This is a genomic window from Francisella sciaenopsi (assembly GCF_045862875.1).
Taxonomy (GTDB): Bacteria; Pseudomonadota; Gammaproteobacteria; order Francisellales; family Francisellaceae; genus Francisella; species Francisella sciaenopsi.
Genome location: NZ_BTHG01000008.1, coordinates 1 through 22,457, shown reverse-complemented (window position 1 = coordinate 22,457; position 22,457 = coordinate 1). Strand labels below are relative to the sequence as shown.

Below are 22,457 nucleotides of genomic sequence, written 5' to 3'. Positions count from 1 at the left end.
ACTTGGTAGTTTAGTTTAATTTTTGGTATTCGGCAATATAAATTAGGTGTTTAATCTTGATGTTTTATATGAAAATTAGAATTTTTTTGGAAAAGGGATATTAGGATAAGCAGGTGGTAAATCTAAACCTTTTGCTGCTTCCACGCCTCTTAGTATATCTGGTCTATCAGTGATGATACCATCAACTTTCCAATCAATTAAATTATTGATAACTTCATAGTTGAAGTCACTACCTTCATCTTCTGTCCAGCCCCAAGTCACGACTTTGACACCTAGTTTATGAGCCTCTTCAACATCTTTTTTAGTTAGATCTTTTTCATAAGGTTCCCAGAATGTACCACCTAATTTTTTGACCATCAATGGATAGTTGTAATTATAGTCTTTAGGATCAAGTGGGGCTGTCCATTTTTGATAATCTGTCATCTGCTTAGCTTGTTCAGCATTCATTGGCTCTGTTGTATGATCTGTCAAATATGCTGTTTTAACTTTTGGATTTAATTTTTGTAAATCTACTAGAGCTTGCCATTCAAAAGATTGTACTTCAACATTATCAGTCATATCTGTTTCAACTAAAACCTTATTTAAAGCTTCAGCCATTTCTTTAGCAGTCCAACTTGCATTCGGGTCATAAGGGTTGGTTTTTATCTCAATTTGTAGACGAACTCTACTGCCAACATTAGATTTGACATAGTTAATAACTTCTTCTAGTGTTGGCATGTGAACATTATCCATACCAATATGATTAGGATACATTTTAGCTGTTGCAGAGTCAGGTTTTATATATCCAACTGTGTATTTTTTAACTTGATCTAAAGTAAGATCTTTTATTGGAGTTTTTTCTGTTACCCAATTACCATTTTCATCTTTTGTAAGATCTGGGTTTAGTGTTAAATCGTGTGTTACAACTAAAACTTTATCTTTAGTCATATTTATATCCATATCAACAACATCAACACCAACACGCATAGCTTCTGTATACGCTGGTAATGTGTTTTCTGGAGCGATAGGTCTAATACCTCTATGAGCATAAATGTTTATAACATCAGCAGTAGCGATACTAACACTACATACAGTAAGAGCGGTTGCGGTAATTTTTTTGAACATTTTTTACTTACATGATTTGGTTAAAAGCAGAAATATAATTACTTTTTTATCATCAAATAGCAACATTTTTATTTCAGAAAACTAGTTTTCTAAAAATTATTATTTACAGTTATTAAGATTATCAAACACAATCTTTAATTGTCTCTAAAATATGCTTACTTAAATAGTTTATATTTTTATGGTATCTTTAAGGCTTAAAAATTAGAATCTAAAAAATTAGGAAATAAGTTTGTTAAATTATAAAGAGAATTTTATTGGCAGGAACATCAAATCAGATGTATTATCTGGTTTTGTAGTTGCAGTTGCTCTTATCCCTGAAGCTATAGGCTTTTCATTTATCGCGGGAGTATCTCCTACAGTTGGTTTATATACAGCATTTATATTAGGTTTGATAACAGCTCTTATAGGTGGTAAACCTGGTATGATCTCTGGAGCAACTGGAGCAGTAGCAGTTGTATTAGTAAGCTTAGGCATTCAAGTTAAGGCATCACTTTCTCCTGAGATGCTAAATTCACTTACTCAGTCAGGTGAGCTAAGTAGCTATATTTTACAGTACATATTATTGTGTGCGATTATGGCTGGTGTTATACAAGTTATAATAGGGATACTTCGCTTAGGTAAGTTAATTCGTCTAGTACCACAACCAGCGATGTATGGTTTTGTTAATGGTTTAGCTATAGTTATAGCTTTAGCACAAATACCATTATTCCGAGGTGAAGGAATTACAATGTATGTGTTAGTTGGCGTAACTATGTTGATCGTTTACTTCTTACCTAAATTTACTGATAAAGTACCTTCAGGTTTAGTTGCAATTATTGTTATAACTGCTGTAGTAGTATTCTTCAAACTACAAACAAAAAATGTCGGAGATTTGGCAGATATCTCTGGAGCATTTCCAAGCTTTGCATTACCTAATATTCATCTGACTATGCAGTCATTTCTTATAGTATTACCTTATGCTGTAATTGTTGCACTTGTTGGTTTGATTGAATCACTGCTGACATTATCAGTGCTTGATGAAATGGATAATAAGCGTGGTAATGGTAATCAAGAGTGTATAGCTCAAGGTACTGGTAATATTGTTTGTGGTTTCTTTGGAGGTATGGCTGGTTGTACTATGATAGGTCAGTCAATAATTAACTTTACAAATGGTGGGCGTGGGCGTTTATCATCATTGACTGCAGCATTGCTACTTATATCTTTTGTAGTTGCGCTATCTGGATATATATCTTATATTCCGGTCGCGGTATTGGCTGGTATTATGTTTATGGTGTGTATTAATACTTTTGAGTGGGAGAGTGTTAATCGTATTCGTTATATGCCAAATTCAGATAAGGTTGTTTTAGTAGCAGTTACAGTTATTACAGTATTTTCAGATTTAGCAATTGCCGTTATTTCTGGTGTGATTATCTCGGCTTTAGTTTTTGCTTGGAAAAGTTCACAAGTGCATAGCCGTACTCATAGAGAAGATGACAATACAAAAGTATATGAGTTTTTTGGGCCGTTATTTTTTGGTTCAACATCTTCGTTTAAGAGCTTATTTGATGTAAATTATGATCCAGAAAATGTTATATTAGATTTTGCTAACTCTAGAGTTATGGATATCTCCGGAGCTGAAGCAATAGATGATATTACTAAAAAATACTTAGATTTAGGTAAGAAAGTTACGCTTAAACATCTAAGTGAAGATTGTCGTAAAATACTCAAAAGTGCAGGTCCATACTGTGTTTTTGAAGAAATAGATCCAACTTATAAAGTCGCGAGGGATGTCTAATGGAAAAGATTAAAATAAATACTACTAATGCACCACAAGCTATTGGTTCATACGAGCAAGCTATAAGGGTAGGAAACTTTGTATATACTTCTGGTCAAATACCATTAAAAGCAGATGGTACTATGTCTGAAGAGTGTGTAAAAGAGCAAACTACTCAAGTCATGCAGAATCTAAAAGCAGTATTAGAAGCAGCAGGCTCAGGTCTAGATAAAGTAATCAAGGCAACTATCTTTATCAAAGATATGACTGAGTTTAAGCTTATTGATGAGGTTTATGGCTCTTTCTTTAATGGTAATTTCCCAGCTCGTTCATGTGTAGAGGTAGCTAGATTACCAAGAGATGTTAAGGTTGAAATAGAAGCAGTTGCTTTAGCAGAGTAATTCAGTAGCATATTTTTTATATGTCTTAAATTTCAAAAAAATAATCTAATCACAATTTTTTAGACACAATAAGTAAAATTTTTCAAAATTGACTATCAGAGTAATTTTTATAAAAACAATTTACTTAGGATATCTTTATAAGATATATTCAAATTATGACTTCTTAATTTTGAAATCAATATGAAAATATTTCGTCACTTATATGCACAGGTTTTACTTGGTATATTTATAGGAGTTTTACTTGGAATTATTACTCCTCATTTTGCTGTAGCTTTGAAGCCTTTTGCAGATGTTTTTGTTAAATTAATCAAGCTGATGATAGCTCCAATTATTTTCCTCACTTTGGTATCTGGTATTGCTGCAATGAAAGATTTAAAAGCCGTAGGTAAGATAGGTGGCGTAGCTCTATTGTATTTTTTCTCAATGACTATAGTTGCTCTCATAATTGGGATGGTTACGGCAAATCTACTAAAACCTGGTTTGGGATTGAATATTGATCCAAGCACTCTAGATGCTAGTGCTGCAAAAGCGTATATGGGAAATGTTGAGCATGTAACAAGTATGCAAGACTTTTTTATGAATATTATTCCTCATACATTTGTAGGAGCTTTTACAGATGGCGATATTTTGCAGGTACTTTTTGTATCAATATTATTTGCTGTTGGGCTAGTGATGTATGGAGAATTAGGTCAGCCAATACTAGATGGTATCCAGAGCTTATCAAAAGTATTTTTTAAGATAATTCATGTGATAATGCATTATTCACCGATAGCTGCTTGTGCTGCGATTGGTTATACAATAGGTATGTATGGTGCTGATACACTGCTTGGATTATTGGGGTTGTTACTATGCTTTTATATTACATGTTTAATATTCATCTTAGTATTTTTAGGATTAATTCTAAAGCTATATTGTGGCATAAATATATTTAAACTACTTGGATATATCAAGACAGAAATACTTATTGTATTAGGTACTTCATCATCAGAAACAGTTCTACCAAATTTGATGGAGAAACTTGAGAATTTAGGCTGTGATAAATCGGTTGTAGGTCTGGTGATACCAACTGGATATTCTTTTAATTTAGATGGTACAGCTATATATTTATCACTAGCTGCGATATTTATAGCACAAGCATTAGGTATAGAGCTTACTTTGAGTCAGCAAGTTTTCATGCTACTAATTATGGTTATTAGTTCAAAAGGAGCTGCTGGAGTTACAGGCAGTGGATTTATTATATTAGCGAGTACTTTGAGTGCCTTGGGTGTTGTGCCAGTTGCAGGTATTGTGATTATCTTGGGTATAGATAGATTTATGTCAGAAGGGCGTGCTATTACAAATATGATTGGTAATACTATTGGGACGATTATTATATCCAAATGGCAGAAGAAATTAGATATTGATAAATTAAATAGTGAGTTGAGAGATTAATAATAATTAGTTATGAAAAATATTAATAATGAGATACTGACTATATGTATAAATATTGATAAAAATATTCAAAACTTTAAGGATAACAGAGGTTTTATATCTCAAAACATACTTTCTCAGTTAAGAAACCTAGTTGAACATACTTGTTTAAGAATATGTAATCCAAAAGGTAATATTGATATTACATATGAAGGACTTAAGAAAAGTGTTAGTGATATAAAATCAAAACCAAAAAAAAGTTATAGATTTTTAGGTCATGTTCATAGCTTGTTGGAGATATCCGCTTCTCACTACACACTTGATGAAAATGCTTCAGAAAGGCTGATGCTCAAATATTATGAATTCCTTATAAAAATAAAATCATTTTTATTAGATGAGTATAATCTAAAAATACTTCAGAATATAAATAGATTTCCTATAAATTTAGACAATACAACTTTAGAATTTTATGAAAAAATTGCGGAAAAAATTGAATTTTCGCTTATTAAGAAAACAAATAAAGATAGATTCTATATTCAAAAAATTAAACCTTTTTTTGTAAACAGCAAGGTTTATTATGAAGTTACATTCACAAAATCTCATGATAAGGTAAGTAAGTTCGATAGAATTATTGCTTTTACTAAATTAGATATTACTCAGAATTATGCTGTTGAACTATTTTTAAAGGAAGAATATATTGAGATTTTGGGTAAACAGTTGCCTATAGTTATTATAGATAGTTGGAGAGTTTCAATTAGACCTTGCGAACTTAATAATTTTGCAAGAATATTTGGTATAAATATTAAGTTAGGTATTGCTCATAAAGAATATCAAAAATTAATGGCTTTTTTAACTGAAACCTGTTTGAGTTTTAATGATTATGTCACTATAGACCAGGAATATTATGATTTTGTTAAAAATAGAGTTCTTGAGAGTATAGAAGGAAGATTTTTTGATGTGCTAGATATATGTAGAGAGATATTACTAAAAAATAAACCTGGATCAAATATTATAAGCTATCTTCTCTATACAATGAGCAATAAAGTTATAAAATTACAAACTCATAAAGAAGTAAATTTTAAATTATCTAATTTATACTTAAAGTGGGAGAGTATTCCCTTTGATCAGATGCCATTTACTAGTTCATTATTTAATCACAACCCGAAAATATATAATTTGTTTGTATGTATTAATCACGAAAAACGAGAGCATGAGTTTCTAGGTAGACTAGTTCAAAATAATGTCGAAATAAAAGGAAAGTTATTTACCTCATTAGAAGAATTAGAGAAATTTGATGAAATTGAGGTTTTGATAAAAAAATACAATGATTTAATTTATAAAAAAACTCAATCAAGTCGTTTAATTGAAGTATATAAAGATAAATTTATTTGTATGAAGGGTTATTTAGAAAATACTATACAGATAGTTGAAAAATTAAAGAAACTATCTAATGAAGGCTTTACAAATTATTCTAATTTTGTAAATGCTTTTATTAAAAAAGCAACATATACAATAGATTGTGAAGACAAAAAGAATTTTTTGACTCAAATGTTTGAAAATTCAAAAGTTGCTATGATCTATGGAGCTGCTGGAACAGGGAAATCCACATTAATAAATCATATTTCACATGTTTTTAAAGAATATAAAAAAATTTATTTAGCTCAAACAAATCCTGCAAAAGATAATTTAGAGAGAAAAGTGGATGTGCCAAACACTCAATTTATGACAATTACTAAATTTTTATCTAATAAAAATTTGAATATTGAATGTGCTGTCTTATTTATTGATGAAAGTAGTACAGTTAGTAATTATGATATGCTTAGAGTTCTAAATAAGGCTGAGGGTAAATATACACTTCTTGTGCTTGTCGGAGATATATTTCAAATTGAGTCTATTAGGTTTGGAAATTGGTTTGAGATATCAAAAGATTTTTTACCTAAACAAACTATATTTGAACTTACTAAACCTTATAGAAGTAAAAATAATAGTTTAATTACATTATGGGATAAGGTTAGAAATAATAAGGATGATATTTCAGAACATATACAAAAGAATGGATATTCTATAAACTTAGATCAATCCATTTTTGAAAACTATGAAAATGATGAAATAATACTATGTTTGAATTACGATGGACTTTACGGGATAAACAATATAAATAGGTTTTTGCAAGCTAACAATCCCAATGAATCAGTAAATAGAGATGGATTAATATATAAAGTTGAAGATCCTATTTTATTTAATGAAACAAAAAGATTTGGAGATGCTATTTATAATAATTTAAAAGGTAAAATTTCTGCTATAACTATTTTAGATAATAAAATAAGATTTCATATTGAGGTAGATAAGGTATTAAACGAGTTAGACACTACATTTTATGATTTTGAGTTAGTTAGCAGTGATAGTAATAAATCAATTATTAGCTTTAATGTTAATGATTTGGCTACAACAGATGAAGATGATGAATTGTCAGAGTCAGTAATGCCATTCCAAGTTGCTTATGCTGTATCTATTCATAAGGCTCAAGGTTTAGAGTATAGTTCTGTAAAAATTGTTATAACTGATGAAGTAGAAGAACAAATTACCCATAATATTTTTTATACAGCTATAACAAGAGCAAAAAATAATTTGAAAATATATTGGTCACCTGAAACTGAGAATAAAATTTTGAGTAACTTAACTTTAAGAAACAATAGGAAAGATATTCATTTATTGAAATTAGAAATAGATAAAGAAAACTAAAATATACTTATTGGTAAATATCAAATAAAAATTAGAATCTAACAACCCTATCAAATTTATCCAAAAGCTTAGCATTATGAGTAATAAATATTACAGTCTTATTTTGCATAAGTTCAACTAAGTTTTCAAAAGCTAATCTTTCAGTTTCTTTATCAAGACCTTCAGTTGGCTCATCTAGGATAAGTATAGGCTTATCTTGTAAGAATGCACGCGCTAGAGCTAGGCGTTTTTGTTGACCGCCTGATAATTGCCTACCAAGCTCACCAGTCCAAGTATCAAGACCTTTTGGTAGTGACTCAACATGTTTTCTTAATTCAACTTTTTCTAAGGCTTCTAGTAGCTCTTCTTCAGTAGCATTATCCTTAGCAATCTTTAGATTCTCTCTAATAGTTGTATTAAAAATATGTGGAGACTGATTAATCACAGTCATTAGGTTTCTAAGTTGATCTTCGTTAAACTCCTTGATATTTCTACCGCCAATAGTGATTTTGCCACTATTAACATCCCAGAATCTAGCAAGTAGGTTAATAATAGTAGATTTGCCTTTTCCCGTTGGTGCAAATAGTGCGATTTTTTCATTTTGTTTGATTTCTAAACAAAAATCTTTAAGCACTGATTGCTCTGCATTATAGCCAAAATCAACATCATTGAAGTGGATACTATAGTTATCTAAACTAATGTCAGAGTTTGTTGGATACTCAACATCTGCTTTAGCATCTGTAATATTTAATATCCTTTTTGAAGCAGAAATTGTCTTACCTAAATACTGATATGCTAGTGGTAATGGCATAATTGACTCAAACATCGCCATTATCGCCAAGAATATCAAAGCAATAAATGCACCACTTATATAGCCATTTTGAGTTAGTTTGACTGCAAAAACTGTTACCATAACTACAGTTAAGCCTAACGCTAAAGTCATTAAAGCACTACCAAAACCGCTTATGAAGCTGATTTTTTCTTCTTGGCTTAGTAGCTCAGAATTTTGCTTTTTAATATTTTCAAGATGCTTACCTTCTAAGTCAAAGATTTTAAGCTCTGCTAGAGAGTTAACATGTTCAGTGATATTTGTTTTTAATTCAGCACTAGTGTGATTAAGATCTTGAGTTTTTTTCATGGCTAATAGACTACTAACCAATGGTATTACAAAGCCTATTAACAGCAGTGCTATAAATGTCAGTAGTGCAAGGCTTAAGCTAAAGAAACTAAATAATATAGCTATAGTTATACTTGCTAAGACAAATACAACAGTTGGAGAGATTATACGGATATATAGATTATCTAATGCCCCAATATCATTGACTAGACGTGTAAGTAAGTCGCCACTTTTATACTTGTATAAGTGAGAAGGTGCCAGTGGTTCAAGCTTTTGATAGAACCATACACGAATATCTGTGATTATTCTAAAAGTTGCCTCGTGTGTTAGTATTCTTTCACCATATCTACTTAGTATCCTACCAAGTGAGAAAGAGCGTACACCAGCAGAAGGGTAAAAATAGTTAAATGAAGTTGCAATAGCATAGCTAGTAGTAGCCAAATAACCAGTATATGAGATAAACCAGCCAGATAGAGACATCAGGCCTATACCCATAAGTATCGCTGACCATGCAAGTAGGGTACCCAAGAGCATCCATTGAGTTTGATTTTTAAACAGCTTTATAAATGGTATTAAATTTCTCATGCTGTTACCTCATTTCTATAGAAGTTATAGAACTCACTATTTTGATCGCTAACTAGCTTTTCAAATGTTCCTGTTTCAACTATTTTTCCATCTGCTAAGACTACAATTCTGTCAACACACTCTAGGAAACTTAGTTTATGAGTTAGCATAATCACAGTTTTATCATTCCAATTTGATTTTAATGAGTTAATGATTTTTTCTTCACTATCTTTATCTAGACTTGCTGTAGGCTCATCAAGAATTAGGATATCATGAGGTTTTAGATATGCACGAGCTAAAGCTAATCTTTGTGCTTGACCTCCAGATACTCCTATATTCTGTTCGCCAACTTCTGTATCTAAACCATTCGCAAGAGAGCTTATAAATTCATTTAGATCAGTATTTTGTAAAGCTTGATTTATTTGCTCATCTGTAGCATTACTATTAGCTAATAACAGATTATCTTTGATAGAACCTTTGAATAATGATGAGTTTTGTCCTAGCCATGAGATATTTCTAAGCCAAGATTTTTCTTCAAGATTTTTTAGTTCAATAGTGTTATTAACTAAGATATTACCTTGATATTTTATAAAACCAAGTAGTGTATTTATTAGTGTTGTTTTACCTGCACCACTAGCTCCAACTATAGCTATTTTTTCTTTGTGATTAATCTCTAAAGAAACATTATCAAGAGCTATTTTATCATCATACTTTACTATCAGATCTTTGATGTTTATAGAGTTTACTTTATCGTTAAATATTTCATGTCTTTCTTGATGAGATGGTTGCATCTCAAATATTTTAGCTATTTCTAGAGCAGCACCAACTGCTTCTGCTTTGGCATGATAATGAGTACTAAGCTCTCTAAGAGGCATAAAAAACTCAGGAGCCAAAAGCAGGATAAATAATCCACCTTGCAAAGTGATATTGTTTAATGACCACCAAATATCATTACCTGCACCAGCATTGATAAAACCCATACCAAGATATATCGCAACAAGAGCGATAGAAGCAGCAGCAAAAAGCTCTAGTACAGCCGAAGATAAAAAGGCAATTTTAAGAACTTTCATTGTGCGGATTCTATAATTATCAGATGCTTCGTAAATAGTCTCGCTATGAGATTTGCTTTTATTAAAAAGTTTTAGAGTCGTAAGTCCTTTTAGAGTATCTAAGAAAGTCATACTCATTCTTGCAAGTGTTTTGAAATGTTTTTGACTCTCAGATTCTGCACCTAAACCTACCAAGATCATAAATAATGGTATAAGAGGGGCACATATTAGTAGTAGAATCCCACATACTATACTTTGCGGAAATATGAACACTAGAATAGCCAGTGGCATTAGTCCAGATAAAGTTATTTGAGGTAAAAACTTTGTCAAAAAACCTGTTAATCCTTCGACTTGCTCCATCGCACTAGTTATTATGTTGGCATTAGAGGTTTTATTAAGCTCAATAGGGCCTAGATTATTAACATGAGCTAAAATATCTTCACGAATTTGTTTTTTTACTAATATTGCGGCTTTGTAGCTTATTATTTCTCGGATCCAGCTTAGGCCAGCTCTAACTAGTACAATCACAATAATCAAAACAAAATAAGTGCTTAGTTGACCTAAGGTTGAGCTTTGTAGATATGCTTCATAAGAAATATGAGCAAGTAAATATAGTTGACCTATTAGTAGTAGGCCACTTAGGAAAGCTATTAGTACAGTTAGTTTAATCCATTTTTTAGCAGGGGATGCGATATCTTTAAGCCAATTCCTTGCTAGTTTTTTATCTTCTTTAGATGCATCTGAAAGCATTAGAAATTCATTAGTTTTTATTTTGTTTTAAATTATAACACAATAGAATTATAAACTTGTTTATGATATCAAACTAGCGCTGAAATATAGTAAAAAAAGGAGTTTTGTGTTAATTTCTATAATAGTTTATTCGCTTTATAGTGAGGTTAATACGATGAAAAAAAGATATCTAAGTTTGTCGGTATTAAGTTTTATGATATTACCAATGTTCTGTGGAGCTATTCCTGAAGCTACTTCTATGGATACTCCAGCTCAAAATATAACTAGTGATAGTAGTACAACTCAGCATCAACCACAATCGGTTAAGACTTTAGCTGATGTTGAATCTGAAAATAATCAAGCAACTATTGATAACTCTAGTAAAACTCAAACTATGAAAGAAGAAATTAGCAATATTGATGATGCGGCTAATGGTTTGACTAGTTAGCTAATTTTATGAAATTGGATATAGATAATTACTAGGAGATTCTCTTATGAAAAAAATTAAAATAGCAATTATAGTGACAGCTTTAGGATTATCTTCTTTATCAGTATATGCTGATGATTTTGATTATTCGCAAGGAGATTCTTATCAAGCAGGTAAAGAATTTGGACAATCTGTTATTCAAGCAAAACAGAATATTATTGAGAAGACTAATAATGCTTCACAATCTATGAATCAAACATATAATGATGTTAAGAATAAATTTTCTGAAACAGCTAATCAGATAGTAGATCAAGCAAATAAGAGCCAAGAAGTTATAAAAGCAAAAGCAAATGATGCTTCAGATGCTTTGAATGATATGGCTAATAGCGCCCAAACAAAAGTTCAAAATTTTAAAAAAGGATTTGATGATGGCACTGATGAGGCAAGTAGCGGAGCAACAATGGTTTTTTAGATAGTTAAGTAGATACATATGAAAATTTTAAAAAAAATTCTTGGAAAAATAAATATACCGTTAATAGTTTTCTTGGCTCTTGTAGGTGGCTTATTGCTTGTTGCAAATATAAAAAGTGAGCCAGTAAAGGAAGTCAAAGAAAAAGTAAATAACGCCGTTGATAACGTTTCTAAATCACTTAATAGTGCAGCTAAGACTAATAGTAGCCCAATCGATTCATAAGGCTATCTGAAGATAAATATAGTAGGATTAATCTTTATTTTCGTAACTACTTTATATAGTAAATGAATATTCCAATATATCATGGAAATGCTTGAGGCAACTGCCAGTCCGTATACACCCCAATACAATGTAAAAATACTTCCTAATACGATATTTAGAACTAAAGCAATATAAAATGCAATACAAGTATTTTTCTCAAATCCGGCCATATTAAGAATTGTCGCCACACAACCAGAAAGTACATTAACAATTTGCCCAATCATTAGAATACAGAAAATAAAGTATGATGTTGTGTACTGTTCTCCATACATCAAAGTTATTGGATAACCACAAATAATAAGTCCTAAAATAGCGATAATAGATAGAACGAATATTATTCTCGTATATGATGTTATCTTCTGTTGAAATATCTCTCTAGAGTTATTTTTGTAGTCATCAGCTATCTGTGACAAAACATTAGAGTTTACCGCATTTAAAACAAAGCTTACTAGAGCACTGAGCTGTAGTGCAACACCGAATAGTGCTACATTACTAGGACCTGATAGTCCTTTTAAAATGATAATATCAACCTGTGATAAAAGTAATAATCCCCACTGCATTAAGGCAAAAGATAAGTTACTACCAACAGGTTTAGCACTTTCGAAACTATATTTTGATGTTTGGATAAGCCATATAGATGTGACATATATGGTCATAAAAATCATCATAGTACCAATAAGCATTGCAGTGTCATTGATATATAAGACTATAAAAGCTACAGTTAAAAATAGCATAATAAGTCTTAAACCAAGTTGTATTAGGTTAGCAAAAACGACTACTCTTCTTGCAACAAAGAATGATTGAAATATATTTGCCATAAAAAATGGTACGGCAAACAACAGTGCAAAATTTTCTATTGAATTATCACTATGTTCAGAACGGTTATAAAAAATTATAAGAGCAATTACTATAACTACTATGGCGAAACCTCGTTTGAAGTACCAGTTATGAACTCTAAATGTTTCTTTATGGCGCTCAAAATTACTTTCTAAGTCAGATTTACCCCAAGTCCTAGCTAATATACCTCCAGCCCCCATAGTTGCAACTACTGCTATGATAGTAGCAACAGTAACACCAAAGATATAAAAACCATAATCTTTCATATTTAAGTGGCGAGCTAAAAGGATCGCTGTAATAAATGCACATGCTTGTCCTAAAGCTTGAACTACCATTGTTTGTAAAGATTTAGATAGTATATGGTTAGAAAGTATTTTTTTTATCAAGATTAGCTAATAGTTTATTTATCAATTAAATTTAAGGAGATTTTAACAGTAAAGAACAAATAATATAAGGATAATTTTGACTAGATTACTTAGTTTGTGTATTGAAAGTTTCTAGCGCAAGAGCAAGAGAGCCTTTGACACCTGTGTTATCACCAAAAGAAGCAGGTACTATAAAGTTATCCATGTTTTTTAATGCAGGATAGTCAAAGTAGTTATTTAAGTATTGTTTCACATTTTTACGAATCATATCAAACAAGATTGTTTTGTGCATTACACCACCTCCAAGAATAATCTTTTCTGGAGAAAATGCGCATATATAGTTTACTAATGCTTTTGCTAGATACTCCGCTTCAAATACCCATGCGATATGATCATCGTTAAGCGCTCCAGCATGAGCAACTTGCCATCTTTTATTTATAGCTGTACCAGAAGCTAAACCCTCTATACATGTGCCATGAAAAGGACAGCAGCCCTCGAATTTATCTTCAGGATTCTTCGGGATAAAAAGATGGCCAATTTCAGGATGCATAGCTCCTTGAACTAATCTATTATTACATATAACACCGCCACCAACACCAGTACCAACTGTTAGATATAGAAGATTTTCTAGATCTTGAGCACAACCCCAAAGTTGTTCGCAAACTGCCGCGGCATTTACATCAGTATTAAAACCAATCGGTCCTTTATATACTGACTTTATAGCTCCAACTATATCAAAGTTCTGCCATGCTATCTTAGGGGTGTTTGTAATGTATCCATAGGTTTTAGATTTAGTATTAATATCGATAGGTCCAAAACATGCCAAACCTAGAGCTTTGATTTCATAATTGTTCTGATAATTTCTTATTATCCCAAGAACCTCAGACATTGTTTCTTCTGGAGTGGTAGTGTCTGTACGATGACGTTCTATTACATTTCCATCAAAATCACCAATAGTTGTAAAAAACTTGGTTCCACCAGCTTCTATACCTAGTAAATGCATATCAATCGACTTAATTATAATGTATCTAATATTTTAAATATTATCACTGATAAGCTTAGTTTAGAATTATTTGATTGAATGTTTACTAAGTTTTTGAGAAATTTATTTTTGGTTTTCTAATTTATCAGTAAATATTTTCAGATCTTTTTTTTCAAAGTCATATTTTAATTCATTATTAGCTTGAGCTAGACAGTTTGATAGATATCCTTTTATAAAATTAATGCTATTATCATTCTCAAGTTGTCTAGAAATATGAAGAAGACTTTTTTGGATGCGTTTTGCTACCTGAAGATTATTGCTTCCATAAATTCTTATATATTCAAATCCACTTTTTATAAAGCGATCTATCTTAATACCCTCCACATAAATATTCTTATAAATAACTTTGGTAGTAGAGTCTGTATAATCAATTAGATACTTAAAACAGCGATTAAGCGAATCAATAACACTAATAGCAGTTCCAGGATCATTTGTTCCAGGACTTAAAGCTTTGGCAGCGATTTCACTGAGAGTTTCCACACCAAATATTGGATCTTCAATAAAGTTTTTTTCATTAGAGATAATAAAATTATCAGTAATTTTGCTAAGCATCTCTTTAGATAAATATTTGGGAGATTTGATATAAGCTATAATCTCAGAGTTAGCCAAGTGTTCTCCTTTGTATTTTACAATGTATAGTTTTGCATTTAATTTTTCACAATAGTTGTTTAGAAGTTCTAGATGAATTTCATTAAGAAATCCATAATCATCAGAGTAAATTGGTAGTGCCTCTTCTGGTATTCTATCTTTATCAAGCTTATTACAGTACATGTACGGATTTTTTGTATATTGTTTAACTGTAGAAAAAGCTTGTTTCTCTGTTTTTTGCAAGATAGTTTTTATTTGACCAAGTTTTGCAATATTGTCAATCCATACAATAAACGTAAGAATAATCCATATAAATACGAGTATGGTAATAATAAATATTAAAAAGATTCCTGTTTGATTAAAAATTCCAGATTTAAGACCAATAGTAGCAACAACCCCATATATAAAAGCACCGATAAAGGTTGATGTAGCTTTATGAGAGGTGCTGTCTCTTAGAAGTATAGATAGTACTCTAGGTGTTCCGGATTGACTAGCTGATGTATAAGCTGTAACTATAGCACCTACAGCAAAAACCATTGCTGCAATTATACTATTTGTAATTATAGATAATAGAGTAGTAACAGTATCTTTATTAATAGTTGTAGAATGGAAATTTATACCTATTTTCTGAAATAGATAACAAAAATATATTGCTAAAGTTGCTACAACACAATAAGCTGCGGGTTTAAACCAAAGTTTACTTTTCAATACATAAATCTGACGCTTTATAATTTTTAAAATCTTTGAAATTAAGAACACCTATTAAAAATATTTTTGAAGTTCTTTATAATCATTTTTATCATAATAGAATCTAACTAGTTTCAATTGAGTCTTACGAACTTTTTTAAAAATGTATAAGGCGATTATAAGGTAGTTAAAAAAATAAAAATAGAGTATTACTGAAAGTAGTATGCATACCAAAGTTAGTGCTAAAAAAATATTGAGACCAATAAATATAATAATATTTCCACTGAATGAGTATAAGTAATTTAAAATTATAAAGAAAAAGCAGCAGCCTATTAAAAGTAATACAAGTGTAAGGGTTATTAGTATTAATAATTTTAAAATAGTACGTTTTAAGCTCGGCATTAGTAACCATCTGTTACTATAGTATTTAATCATTTCAGTAAAAAAAAGAAAGTCAATTTCTTCTTGAGAGAAATATTTTAACAGTTTTCCTCTTACTAGAACCTTTCTAAGATCAATATTATCAAATAAAGTTTTATACTTATATACTTTTATTTGTTTTAGAGAGCTAGAATTATTACCATCTAAGCAAAAAGCTATTGTATCAAATAGTTCATCATATTTACTTTTGCTAAAACTATGTTTATCAAATATTTTATAAAAGTATGACGACTTTATAAAAATTGGAACGATAGGAGAGATAATGGTTGCAATAATGCTTATAACAACAGTAATAGAATTATTATCCATGTTATTTAATAACAGAAACACCACCCATATAATTTATAAGAGCTTCAGGAACCATAATAGAGCCATCTTCTTGCTGATAGTTCTCTATAACTGCCAATAATGTTCTACCAACAGCTAAACCAGAACCATTTAAAGTATGAACTAATTTTGGCTTTTTCATTGATGGATCCTTATATCTAGCTTTCATGCGACGTGCTTGGAAGTCTCCGCACCAGCTACATGATGATATTTCTCTATAAGTATTTTGAGAAGGTATCCATACTTCTAGATCATAGGTTTTTTTCGCACTAAAACCCATATCTCCCGTACATAATTTGACTACTCTGTATGGTAGGTTTAGTTTTTGTAGTACTTTTTCTGCATGAGACGTTAATAGCTCTAAAGATTCTTCACCTTTATCAGCTGTAGTGATATGTACTAGCTCAACTTTTTCAAACTGATGTTGACGAATTAATCCTTTAGTATCACGTCCATAAGAGCCAGCTTCACTTCTAAAACATGGTGTGTGTGCTGTGTAGTATCTAGGCAGAGATTCTGTATCCAAGATTTCATCTCTTACTAGATTTGTGATAGGTACTTCTGCTGTTGGTATTAGGCTATATTCAAAGTCACCTTCTAATTTAAACAAATCTTCAGAGAATTTAGGTAATTGGCCTGTTCCATATAAACTATCATTATTTACCATATATGGCACATATAATTCTTCATAGCCATGTTTTTCTGTATGCATATCTAACATAAATTGTGTCAATGCGCGATGAAGCTTAGCAATTTTACTTTTTAGAACTACAAAGCGACTACCAGTGATTTTTGCTGCAGCTTTGAAGTCAATCATATTAAGTATTTCACCAATATCTGCATGATCTTTAGCTTGAGCTTCAGGGTGAAATTCACGAGGAGTTCCCCATTTTTTTATCTCGACATTTTCATTTTCATCCTTACCAACTGGTACATCATCAGCTGGGAGATTTGGCATAGAAAGAAGAGTATTATTTATACAATCTTGCAGATCTTTAAGCTCTTTTTCGATTACTTTTAGTTCATCATTGATATCATTAACTTTGGCAAAAATATCACTAGCATCTTCACCTTTAGACTTTCTTTTACCTATTTCTTTGGAGATGGTATTACGTTGAGATTGAAGCTCTTGAGTTCTCTCTTGAAGGTCTTTTCTTTTTGCTTCTTGAGCTTTGAATTTTGCTATATCAAACTGATAACCTCTAGTTGCGAGTTTCTCAGCTACCTCTTCTAAATTATCTTTAATATATTTAGCATCAAGCATTTTGTCTGAAATCCTTATTTTTCAAATTTAAATATAGTTTTGCCTGTCATCTCTTGAGGCTGAGCAATATTCATTACATTAAGTATAGTTGGAGCAATATCAGATAACTTACCATGCTCTAGAGCTACTTGAGCTTTTTTATGCCCAACATATACAAATGGTACCAGATTGGTAGTATGAGCAGTATGAGGCTTTTGTGTTTTAGGGTTGACCATCATATCTGCATTACCATGATCTGCGGTAATAAACATATTACCATCATGTTCAAGTATTGCATCTTTCAATCTTGCTAAACATTTATCAAGATATTCAATTGCTTGCATTGCTGCTTCATAGTTGCCAGTATGACCAACCATGTCTGAGTTTGCATAGTTACAAACTATACAATCATATTTACCATTATTGATAGCATCAACTAGTTTATCAGTAACTTCCGGAGCTGACATCTCTGGCTGTAGATCATAAGTAGCAACTTTTGGAGAAGGGATTAATATCCTATCTTCACCTTCAAATTGATCCTCTTTACCACCATTAAAAAAGAAAGTTACATGAGGGTATTTTTCAGTTTCAGCTATTCTTAGTTGAGTCTTATGATTTTTCATTAGCACTTCACCAAGAGTATTCACTGGTTGTTCTGGTGGAAATGCTACATTACATTTAAGTTTTGAATCATATTCTGTGAGAGTTGTGAAGTTTATGTTTAAATGTCTGTCTTTCGGGAAATGATCAAAGCTTTGATCCGTGAAAGCATGAGATATTTCTCTAGCTCTATCAGCTCTAAAATTCATAAAAATAACACTATCATTATCTTCAACTTTTATCAGTTTTCCATCTTTTTGAATACAAGTTGGAATGACAAATTCATCAGATTGATCACGAGCATAAGAATCTTCTAGAGCTTCTAATGCTGAATTACAAACAAACTCAGCATCAGCATTTACTATAGCATTATATGCTTTTTCAACTCTATCCCAACGATTATCTCTATCCATTGCATAGTATCTGCCACTAACACTAGCAATATAGCCAAGATTCAGTTTTTGGAGTAGATCATCGGTTTTTTTGATTGAGCTTTCAGCTGAACGTGGAGGAGTATCTCTACCATCTAAGAAAGCGTGTAAATATACTCTTTTGACACCTTTTTGTTTAGCAATTTTTATCATTTCAAAAATATGCTCTTCATGAGAGTGAACTCCACCAGGAGAGAGTAGACCCATTAAGTGAAGATTTGAGTCTTTTTGAATAACATTGTCAATAGCATCACAGATGGCTTTGTTATTACCAAAAGTTTTTTCTTCGATTGCTTTATCAATTTTTGTAAGCTCTTGATAGACTACTCTACCACAACCGATATTTACATGTCCGACCTCAGAGTTCCCCATTTGGCCTTTAGGTAAACCAACCTCTAAGCTAGATGCGTTAATTAATGTTTTAGGAAAGTCTTGCCAGATGCTATCCCAAGTAGGAGTGTTTGCGTTTTTGATAGCATTAAAGTAATCACTTTCGCTATAGCCCCAACCATCTAAGATTACTAAAAGAGTAGTTTTTTTCATATTTATCCTCAAAAACTTTTAACTTTTGAAATTATTTTTAAATACGAGAGTCATTATAACTTTATATTTATACTTTGTCTGCTTTGATACAAAAAAATGAAATGTTTTTATCTTTTATGTATTTTTCTAATATTATTTATGTGAACTTAATTTTCTTATATAATTTAAAAGAATCTTGTCTATTTTTTATTAACTAGGATCATTTTTTATATATGAAAACAAGTAAACTACCAGTCTTAAATAAGACAAATGCACTGAATGCTTTGATTAATGCTTTTGCTGAAGAGCTAAGAGGAAAAGGATTTGAGGGTGATATACATTCTGACTATGCTTCAAGAATATCGTCATCAATGGATAATAGTGTATATTTTGTTGTTCCTGAGCTTGTTGTTTTTCCATGTAATAAAAATGATGTAAATAGAATCTTTGCATTAGCAAGCAAAAAAGAATATCAAGAGCTTAAATTCTCACCTCGTGGCGGTGGCACAGGTACATCTGGACATTCATTGTGTGCTGGTGTAATTGTTGATACTAGTCGATATATGAATAATATTCTAGAGGTGGATTTTGATAATGAATATGTCAAAGTAGAGCCAGGTGTTGTACTTGATCAGTTAAATGATACATTGGCTGACTCGGAATATTTCTTTGCACCGAACTTATCACCAAGTAATAGAGCAACTTTAGGTGGTATGGTAAATACTGATGCATGTGGTAAAGGTTCTAGAATATATGGGCGCACAAGTGCTCATGTCTTAGAACTAGAGTGTACTTTAGTAAATGGGCAGAAATTATCTACTAAAAAAATTAAGTTAAGTGATCTTAATGAAAATAAGTTAAATGATATTGAGAAAAATATATACTCAACAGTTGTTGAACAAATTATAGATAAGTATGAGCTAATCGAGGAGAAATTTCCTAAATTAAGCCGTTATCTGACAGGATATAATTTAGCTAAAACTTATAATAAAAAAGATAATACGGTCAATCTAAGTTATTTAATATCTGGTTCAGAAGGAACATTAGCATTTGTTACTGAGCTGAAACTTAAACTAACTAAAAAACCTAAATTTAAAGCACTGTTTGCAATTTCATATAGTAGTTTTGATGACGCATTGAGAGCTGCTAGAGATTTGTTATCATCTAACCCATCTGCTATAGAGACTATAGATAATAATATTATTGAAATTGCAAAGGGCGATGAGGTTTATCACAAAATAAAGTATATGCTCGAAAAGAGTGGTAACTCTACAAATGTAGCAGCTGTAAATTTAGTTGAATTTATTGCTGATAGTCAACATGAGTTAGATAATATGACTTCGCGTCTAGAAAGAAAGCTGTTAGAAAAACAAGCAGTATTTCACTTCACAGAAAGTCAAACAGATATGGACAGTCTTTGGGAGCTGAGAAAAAAAGGTGTAGGTCTACTCGGTGCTATGAAAGGAGATCGTAAACCAATACCTTTTATTGAAGATACGACAGTGGCTCCTGAAAAATTAGCAGACTATATCAAAGAGTTAACAGTATTACTAAATTCTTATGGTGTTAAATACGGAATGTTTGGTCATGTTGATGTAGGCTGTCTGCATGTAAGACCAGCGCTAGATATGTCTTCAGCTGAAGATTCTCAAAAGGTCAAGCAAATTACCCAAAAAGTTAGTGATCTTGTTAAGAAGTATGGTGGAGTTTTATGTGGTGAGCATGGTCATGGCTATAGAAGTGAGTATATCAAGGAGTATTTTGGTCAAGAGCTGTATGATTCATTAGGACATATCAAAAAAGTATTTGATCCACATAATCAACTTAATCCTGGTAAGATTACTGTTCCAACAGGTAGTAAAGATAAGCTTGTAAAAGTAGATGGACCATTCAGAGGCTATTCAGATGAGCAAGTGCCTAAAGAGATACGCGAACAATTCTCTGGAGCATATAATTGCAATGGTAATTCACAATGCCTAAACTATAATTTAGATACTGTAATATGTCCATCAGCTAAAGCTAGTAGAAATTGGTTATATTCACCAAAAGGAAGATCAGCTGTATTACGTGAGTGGCTTAATCAGCTCTCAGCAGCAGGGTATTCAACAAAAGATAAGGTTTATAATACTGGTTTTGATAAGTTAGAAGAATATCCAGATGATTTCTCGCATCAAGTATATGACTCATTAGACAAGTGTTTAGGGTGTAAGGCTTGTGTATCTGGATGTCCAATAAAAGTTGATATTCCTACGATGAAATCACAATTTTTATATCATTATCATTCTAAATATAAACGTCCTGGCTTAGATTATTTTGTTAAATTTAGTGAATCATTGCTGAGTATCAATTTATATATGCCAAAAATATATAATGATATTTTTAATATTCAATTTGTCAGAGCTGGATTGACCAACTTGGTTGGTTTTGCGGATACGCCAATTATTAGTTCATTAAATCTAAGATCAGAGCTTAAAAAAAGAGGCTCTCCAGAGTTTAATCTCGAAGAAATGAGAAGTCTGTCTACAGAGCAAAAGAAAAAAACTGTTTGTATCGTCCAAGATATATTTACATCTTTATATGATACCCATATAGTTTTGACGTTATATGACTTTTTAACGGCTTTAGGTTTTAGGGTATATTTTGCTCCATTTAAAGTAAATGGTAAGCCATCACATGTCAAAGGTTTCCTTAAGTACTTTAAAAAGCAAGCTATGAAAGCTACTAAGCTATACAACCAAATAGCAGAAACAAAAGTTGAAATGATTGGTGTTGATCCTGCAATGACTCTTGTGTATAGAGATGAGTACAAAAAGATCTGTGGTGATAAGGTAAGATTCAAAGTTAAACTAATACAAGAGTGGTTAACAACAAAACTTGATACTTTGCCGACTATGCGCAAAATGCTAGATAAAGAGTTTAACTTATTTAATCATTGTACAGAAAAATCCTTATCTGCTGTTTCGATAGAGCAATGGCAAAAAATATTTAAGCATTTTGGTGTGGAGACTAAAATTGCTAAAGTTGGTTGTTGTGGTATGTCTGGCAGCTTTGGTCATGAAACTAAGCATATAGATACATCAAAGCACATTTATAATTTAAGCTGGAAAGACAAAATTAAAGAAAGTGGAATTAGGTCTGTAATCGCAACAGGATTTTCATGTAGATGTCAAGTAAAGCGTATGGAAGGTCATACAATCAAACACCCTATAGAAATTTTGGAATTAAATAGAAAAAAACAGCAGAAAGTGTTGACACAAAAAATCTAGTCAGTATAATAAACAGCATCTTTTGGGTAGTTAGCTCAGTCGGTAGAGCAGTTGGCTTTTAACCAATTGGTCACAGGTTCGAATCCTGTACTACCCACCA

Annotated in this window: 16 protein-coding genes and 1 tRNA gene; 9 read left to right on the top strand and 8 right to left on the bottom strand. The window is 31.4% G+C overall.

Going from position 1 to position 22,457, the window contains the following annotated elements; genetic code table 11:
* Positions 1-75: 75 nt before the first annotated feature.
* Positions 76-1,104: a glycerophosphodiester phosphodiesterase gene (locus tag ACKTR7_RS09395; protein WP_407878052.1), complete on the bottom strand. Its 1,029-nt coding sequence runs from the start codon at positions 1,102-1,104 to the stop codon at positions 76-78.
* A 229-nt stretch (positions 1,105-1,333) separates the two neighbouring features.
* On the opposite strand from ACKTR7_RS09395, the gene ACKTR7_RS09390 reads away from it, so the two are divergent.
* From ACKTR7_RS09390 to ACKTR7_RS09375, 4 genes are all read left to right on the top strand, one after another.
* Entirely contained in the window at positions 1,334-2,878 is a 1,545-nt protein-coding gene (locus tag ACKTR7_RS09390; protein ID WP_407878051.1) for a SulP family inorganic anion transporter, read from the top strand.
* Positions 2,878-3,258, top strand: a complete 381-nt coding sequence (locus ACKTR7_RS09385; RefSeq protein ID WP_407878050.1) for a RidA family protein — start codon at positions 2,878-2,880, stop codon at positions 3,256-3,258. Before ACKTR7_RS09390 ends, ACKTR7_RS09385 begins: the two co-directional genes overlap by 1 nt.
* Before the next feature lie 180 nt (positions 3,259-3,438).
* Positions 3,439-4,689, top strand: coding sequence for a C4-dicarboxylate transporter DctA (dctA, locus tag ACKTR7_RS09380; RefSeq protein WP_407878049.1), 1,251 nt, complete (start codon positions 3,439-3,441; stop codon positions 4,687-4,689).
* Positions 4,690-4,701: 12 nt separating this feature from the next.
* Positions 4,702-7,410: an AAA family ATPase gene (locus ACKTR7_RS09375; RefSeq protein ID WP_407878048.1), complete on the top strand. Its 2,709-nt coding sequence runs from the start codon at positions 4,702-4,704 to the stop codon at positions 7,408-7,410.
* A gap of 31 nt (positions 7,411-7,441) precedes the next feature.
* Here ACKTR7_RS09375 and cydC read toward each other — a convergent pair whose 3' ends face one another.
* Positions 7,442-9,091 (bottom strand): heme ABC transporter ATP-binding protein/permease CydC, encoded by a 1,650-nt coding sequence (gene cydC, locus ACKTR7_RS09370; RefSeq protein ID WP_407878047.1) that lies wholly within the window; start codon positions 9,089-9,091, stop codon positions 7,442-7,444.
* Complete coding sequence (gene cydD, locus ACKTR7_RS09365) at positions 9,088-10,869, bottom strand: heme ABC transporter permease/ATP-binding protein CydD (protein ID WP_407878046.1); 1,782 nt, start codon at positions 10,867-10,869, stop codon at positions 9,088-9,090. The genes cydC and cydD overlap by 4 nt, the downstream gene beginning before the upstream one ends.
* 154 nt (positions 10,870-11,023) lie before the next feature.
* On the opposite strand from cydD, the gene ACKTR7_RS09360 reads away from it, so the two are divergent.
* From ACKTR7_RS09360 to ACKTR7_RS09350, 3 genes are read left to right on the top strand one after another with little or no spacing between them, the layout of a single operon-like run.
* Complete coding sequence (locus ACKTR7_RS09360; protein WP_407878045.1) at positions 11,024-11,296, top strand: hypothetical protein; 273 nt, start codon at positions 11,024-11,026, stop codon at positions 11,294-11,296.
* Between the two features lie 46 nt (positions 11,297-11,342).
* On the top strand, positions 11,343-11,747 hold the full coding sequence (locus ACKTR7_RS09355) for a hypothetical protein (protein ID WP_407878044.1): 405 nt from the start codon (positions 11,343-11,345) through the stop codon (positions 11,745-11,747).
* A gap of 18 nt (positions 11,748-11,765) precedes the next feature.
* Positions 11,766-11,969, top strand: coding sequence for a hypothetical protein (locus ACKTR7_RS09350; RefSeq protein ID WP_042522963.1), 204 nt, complete (start codon positions 11,766-11,768; stop codon positions 11,967-11,969).
* A 2-nt stretch (positions 11,970-11,971) separates the two neighbouring features.
* Here the strand turns inward: ACKTR7_RS09350 and ACKTR7_RS09345 are convergent, their stop codons facing one another.
* The 5 genes from ACKTR7_RS09345 to gpmI all read right to left on the bottom strand — a co-directional run bounded on the left by ACKTR7_RS09345 (position 11,972) and on the right by gpmI (position 19,112).
* Positions 11,972-13,231 (bottom strand): lipopolysaccharide biosynthesis protein, encoded by a 1,260-nt coding sequence (locus ACKTR7_RS09345; protein ID WP_407878043.1) that lies wholly within the window; start codon positions 13,229-13,231, stop codon positions 11,972-11,974.
* A gap of 85 nt (positions 13,232-13,316) precedes the next feature.
* Positions 13,317-14,213, bottom strand: coding sequence for an ROK family protein (locus ACKTR7_RS09340; protein WP_407878042.1), 897 nt, complete (start codon positions 14,211-14,213; stop codon positions 13,317-13,319).
* 102 nt (positions 14,214-14,315) lie between these two features.
* Positions 14,316-15,548: a DUF2254 domain-containing protein gene (locus ACKTR7_RS09335; protein WP_407878041.1), complete on the bottom strand. Its 1,233-nt coding sequence runs from the start codon at positions 15,546-15,548 to the stop codon at positions 14,316-14,318.
* 730 nt (positions 15,549-16,278) lie between these two features.
* The gene (gene serS, locus ACKTR7_RS09330; RefSeq protein ID WP_407878040.1) at positions 16,279-17,559 is read right to left on the bottom strand and encodes a serine--tRNA ligase; all 1,281 of its coding nucleotides are present in this window, start codon (positions 17,557-17,559) and stop codon (positions 16,279-16,281) included.
* A gap of 14 nt (positions 17,560-17,573) precedes the next feature.
* Positions 17,574-19,112 (bottom strand): 2,3-bisphosphoglycerate-independent phosphoglycerate mutase, encoded by a 1,539-nt coding sequence (gene gpmI / locus ACKTR7_RS09325; RefSeq protein ID WP_407878039.1) that lies wholly within the window; start codon positions 19,110-19,112, stop codon positions 17,574-17,576.
* Between the two features lie 212 nt (positions 19,113-19,324).
* On the opposite strand from gpmI, the gene ACKTR7_RS09320 reads away from it, so the two are divergent.
* Both ACKTR7_RS09320 and ACKTR7_RS09315 read left to right on the top strand, forming a co-directional pair.
* Complete coding sequence (locus ACKTR7_RS09320; RefSeq protein WP_407878038.1) at positions 19,325-22,357, top strand: FAD-binding and (Fe-S)-binding domain-containing protein; 3,033 nt, start codon at positions 19,325-19,327, stop codon at positions 22,355-22,357.
* 24 nt (positions 22,358-22,381) lie between these two features.
* Positions 22,382-22,457 (top strand) — tRNA-Lys (locus tag ACKTR7_RS09315).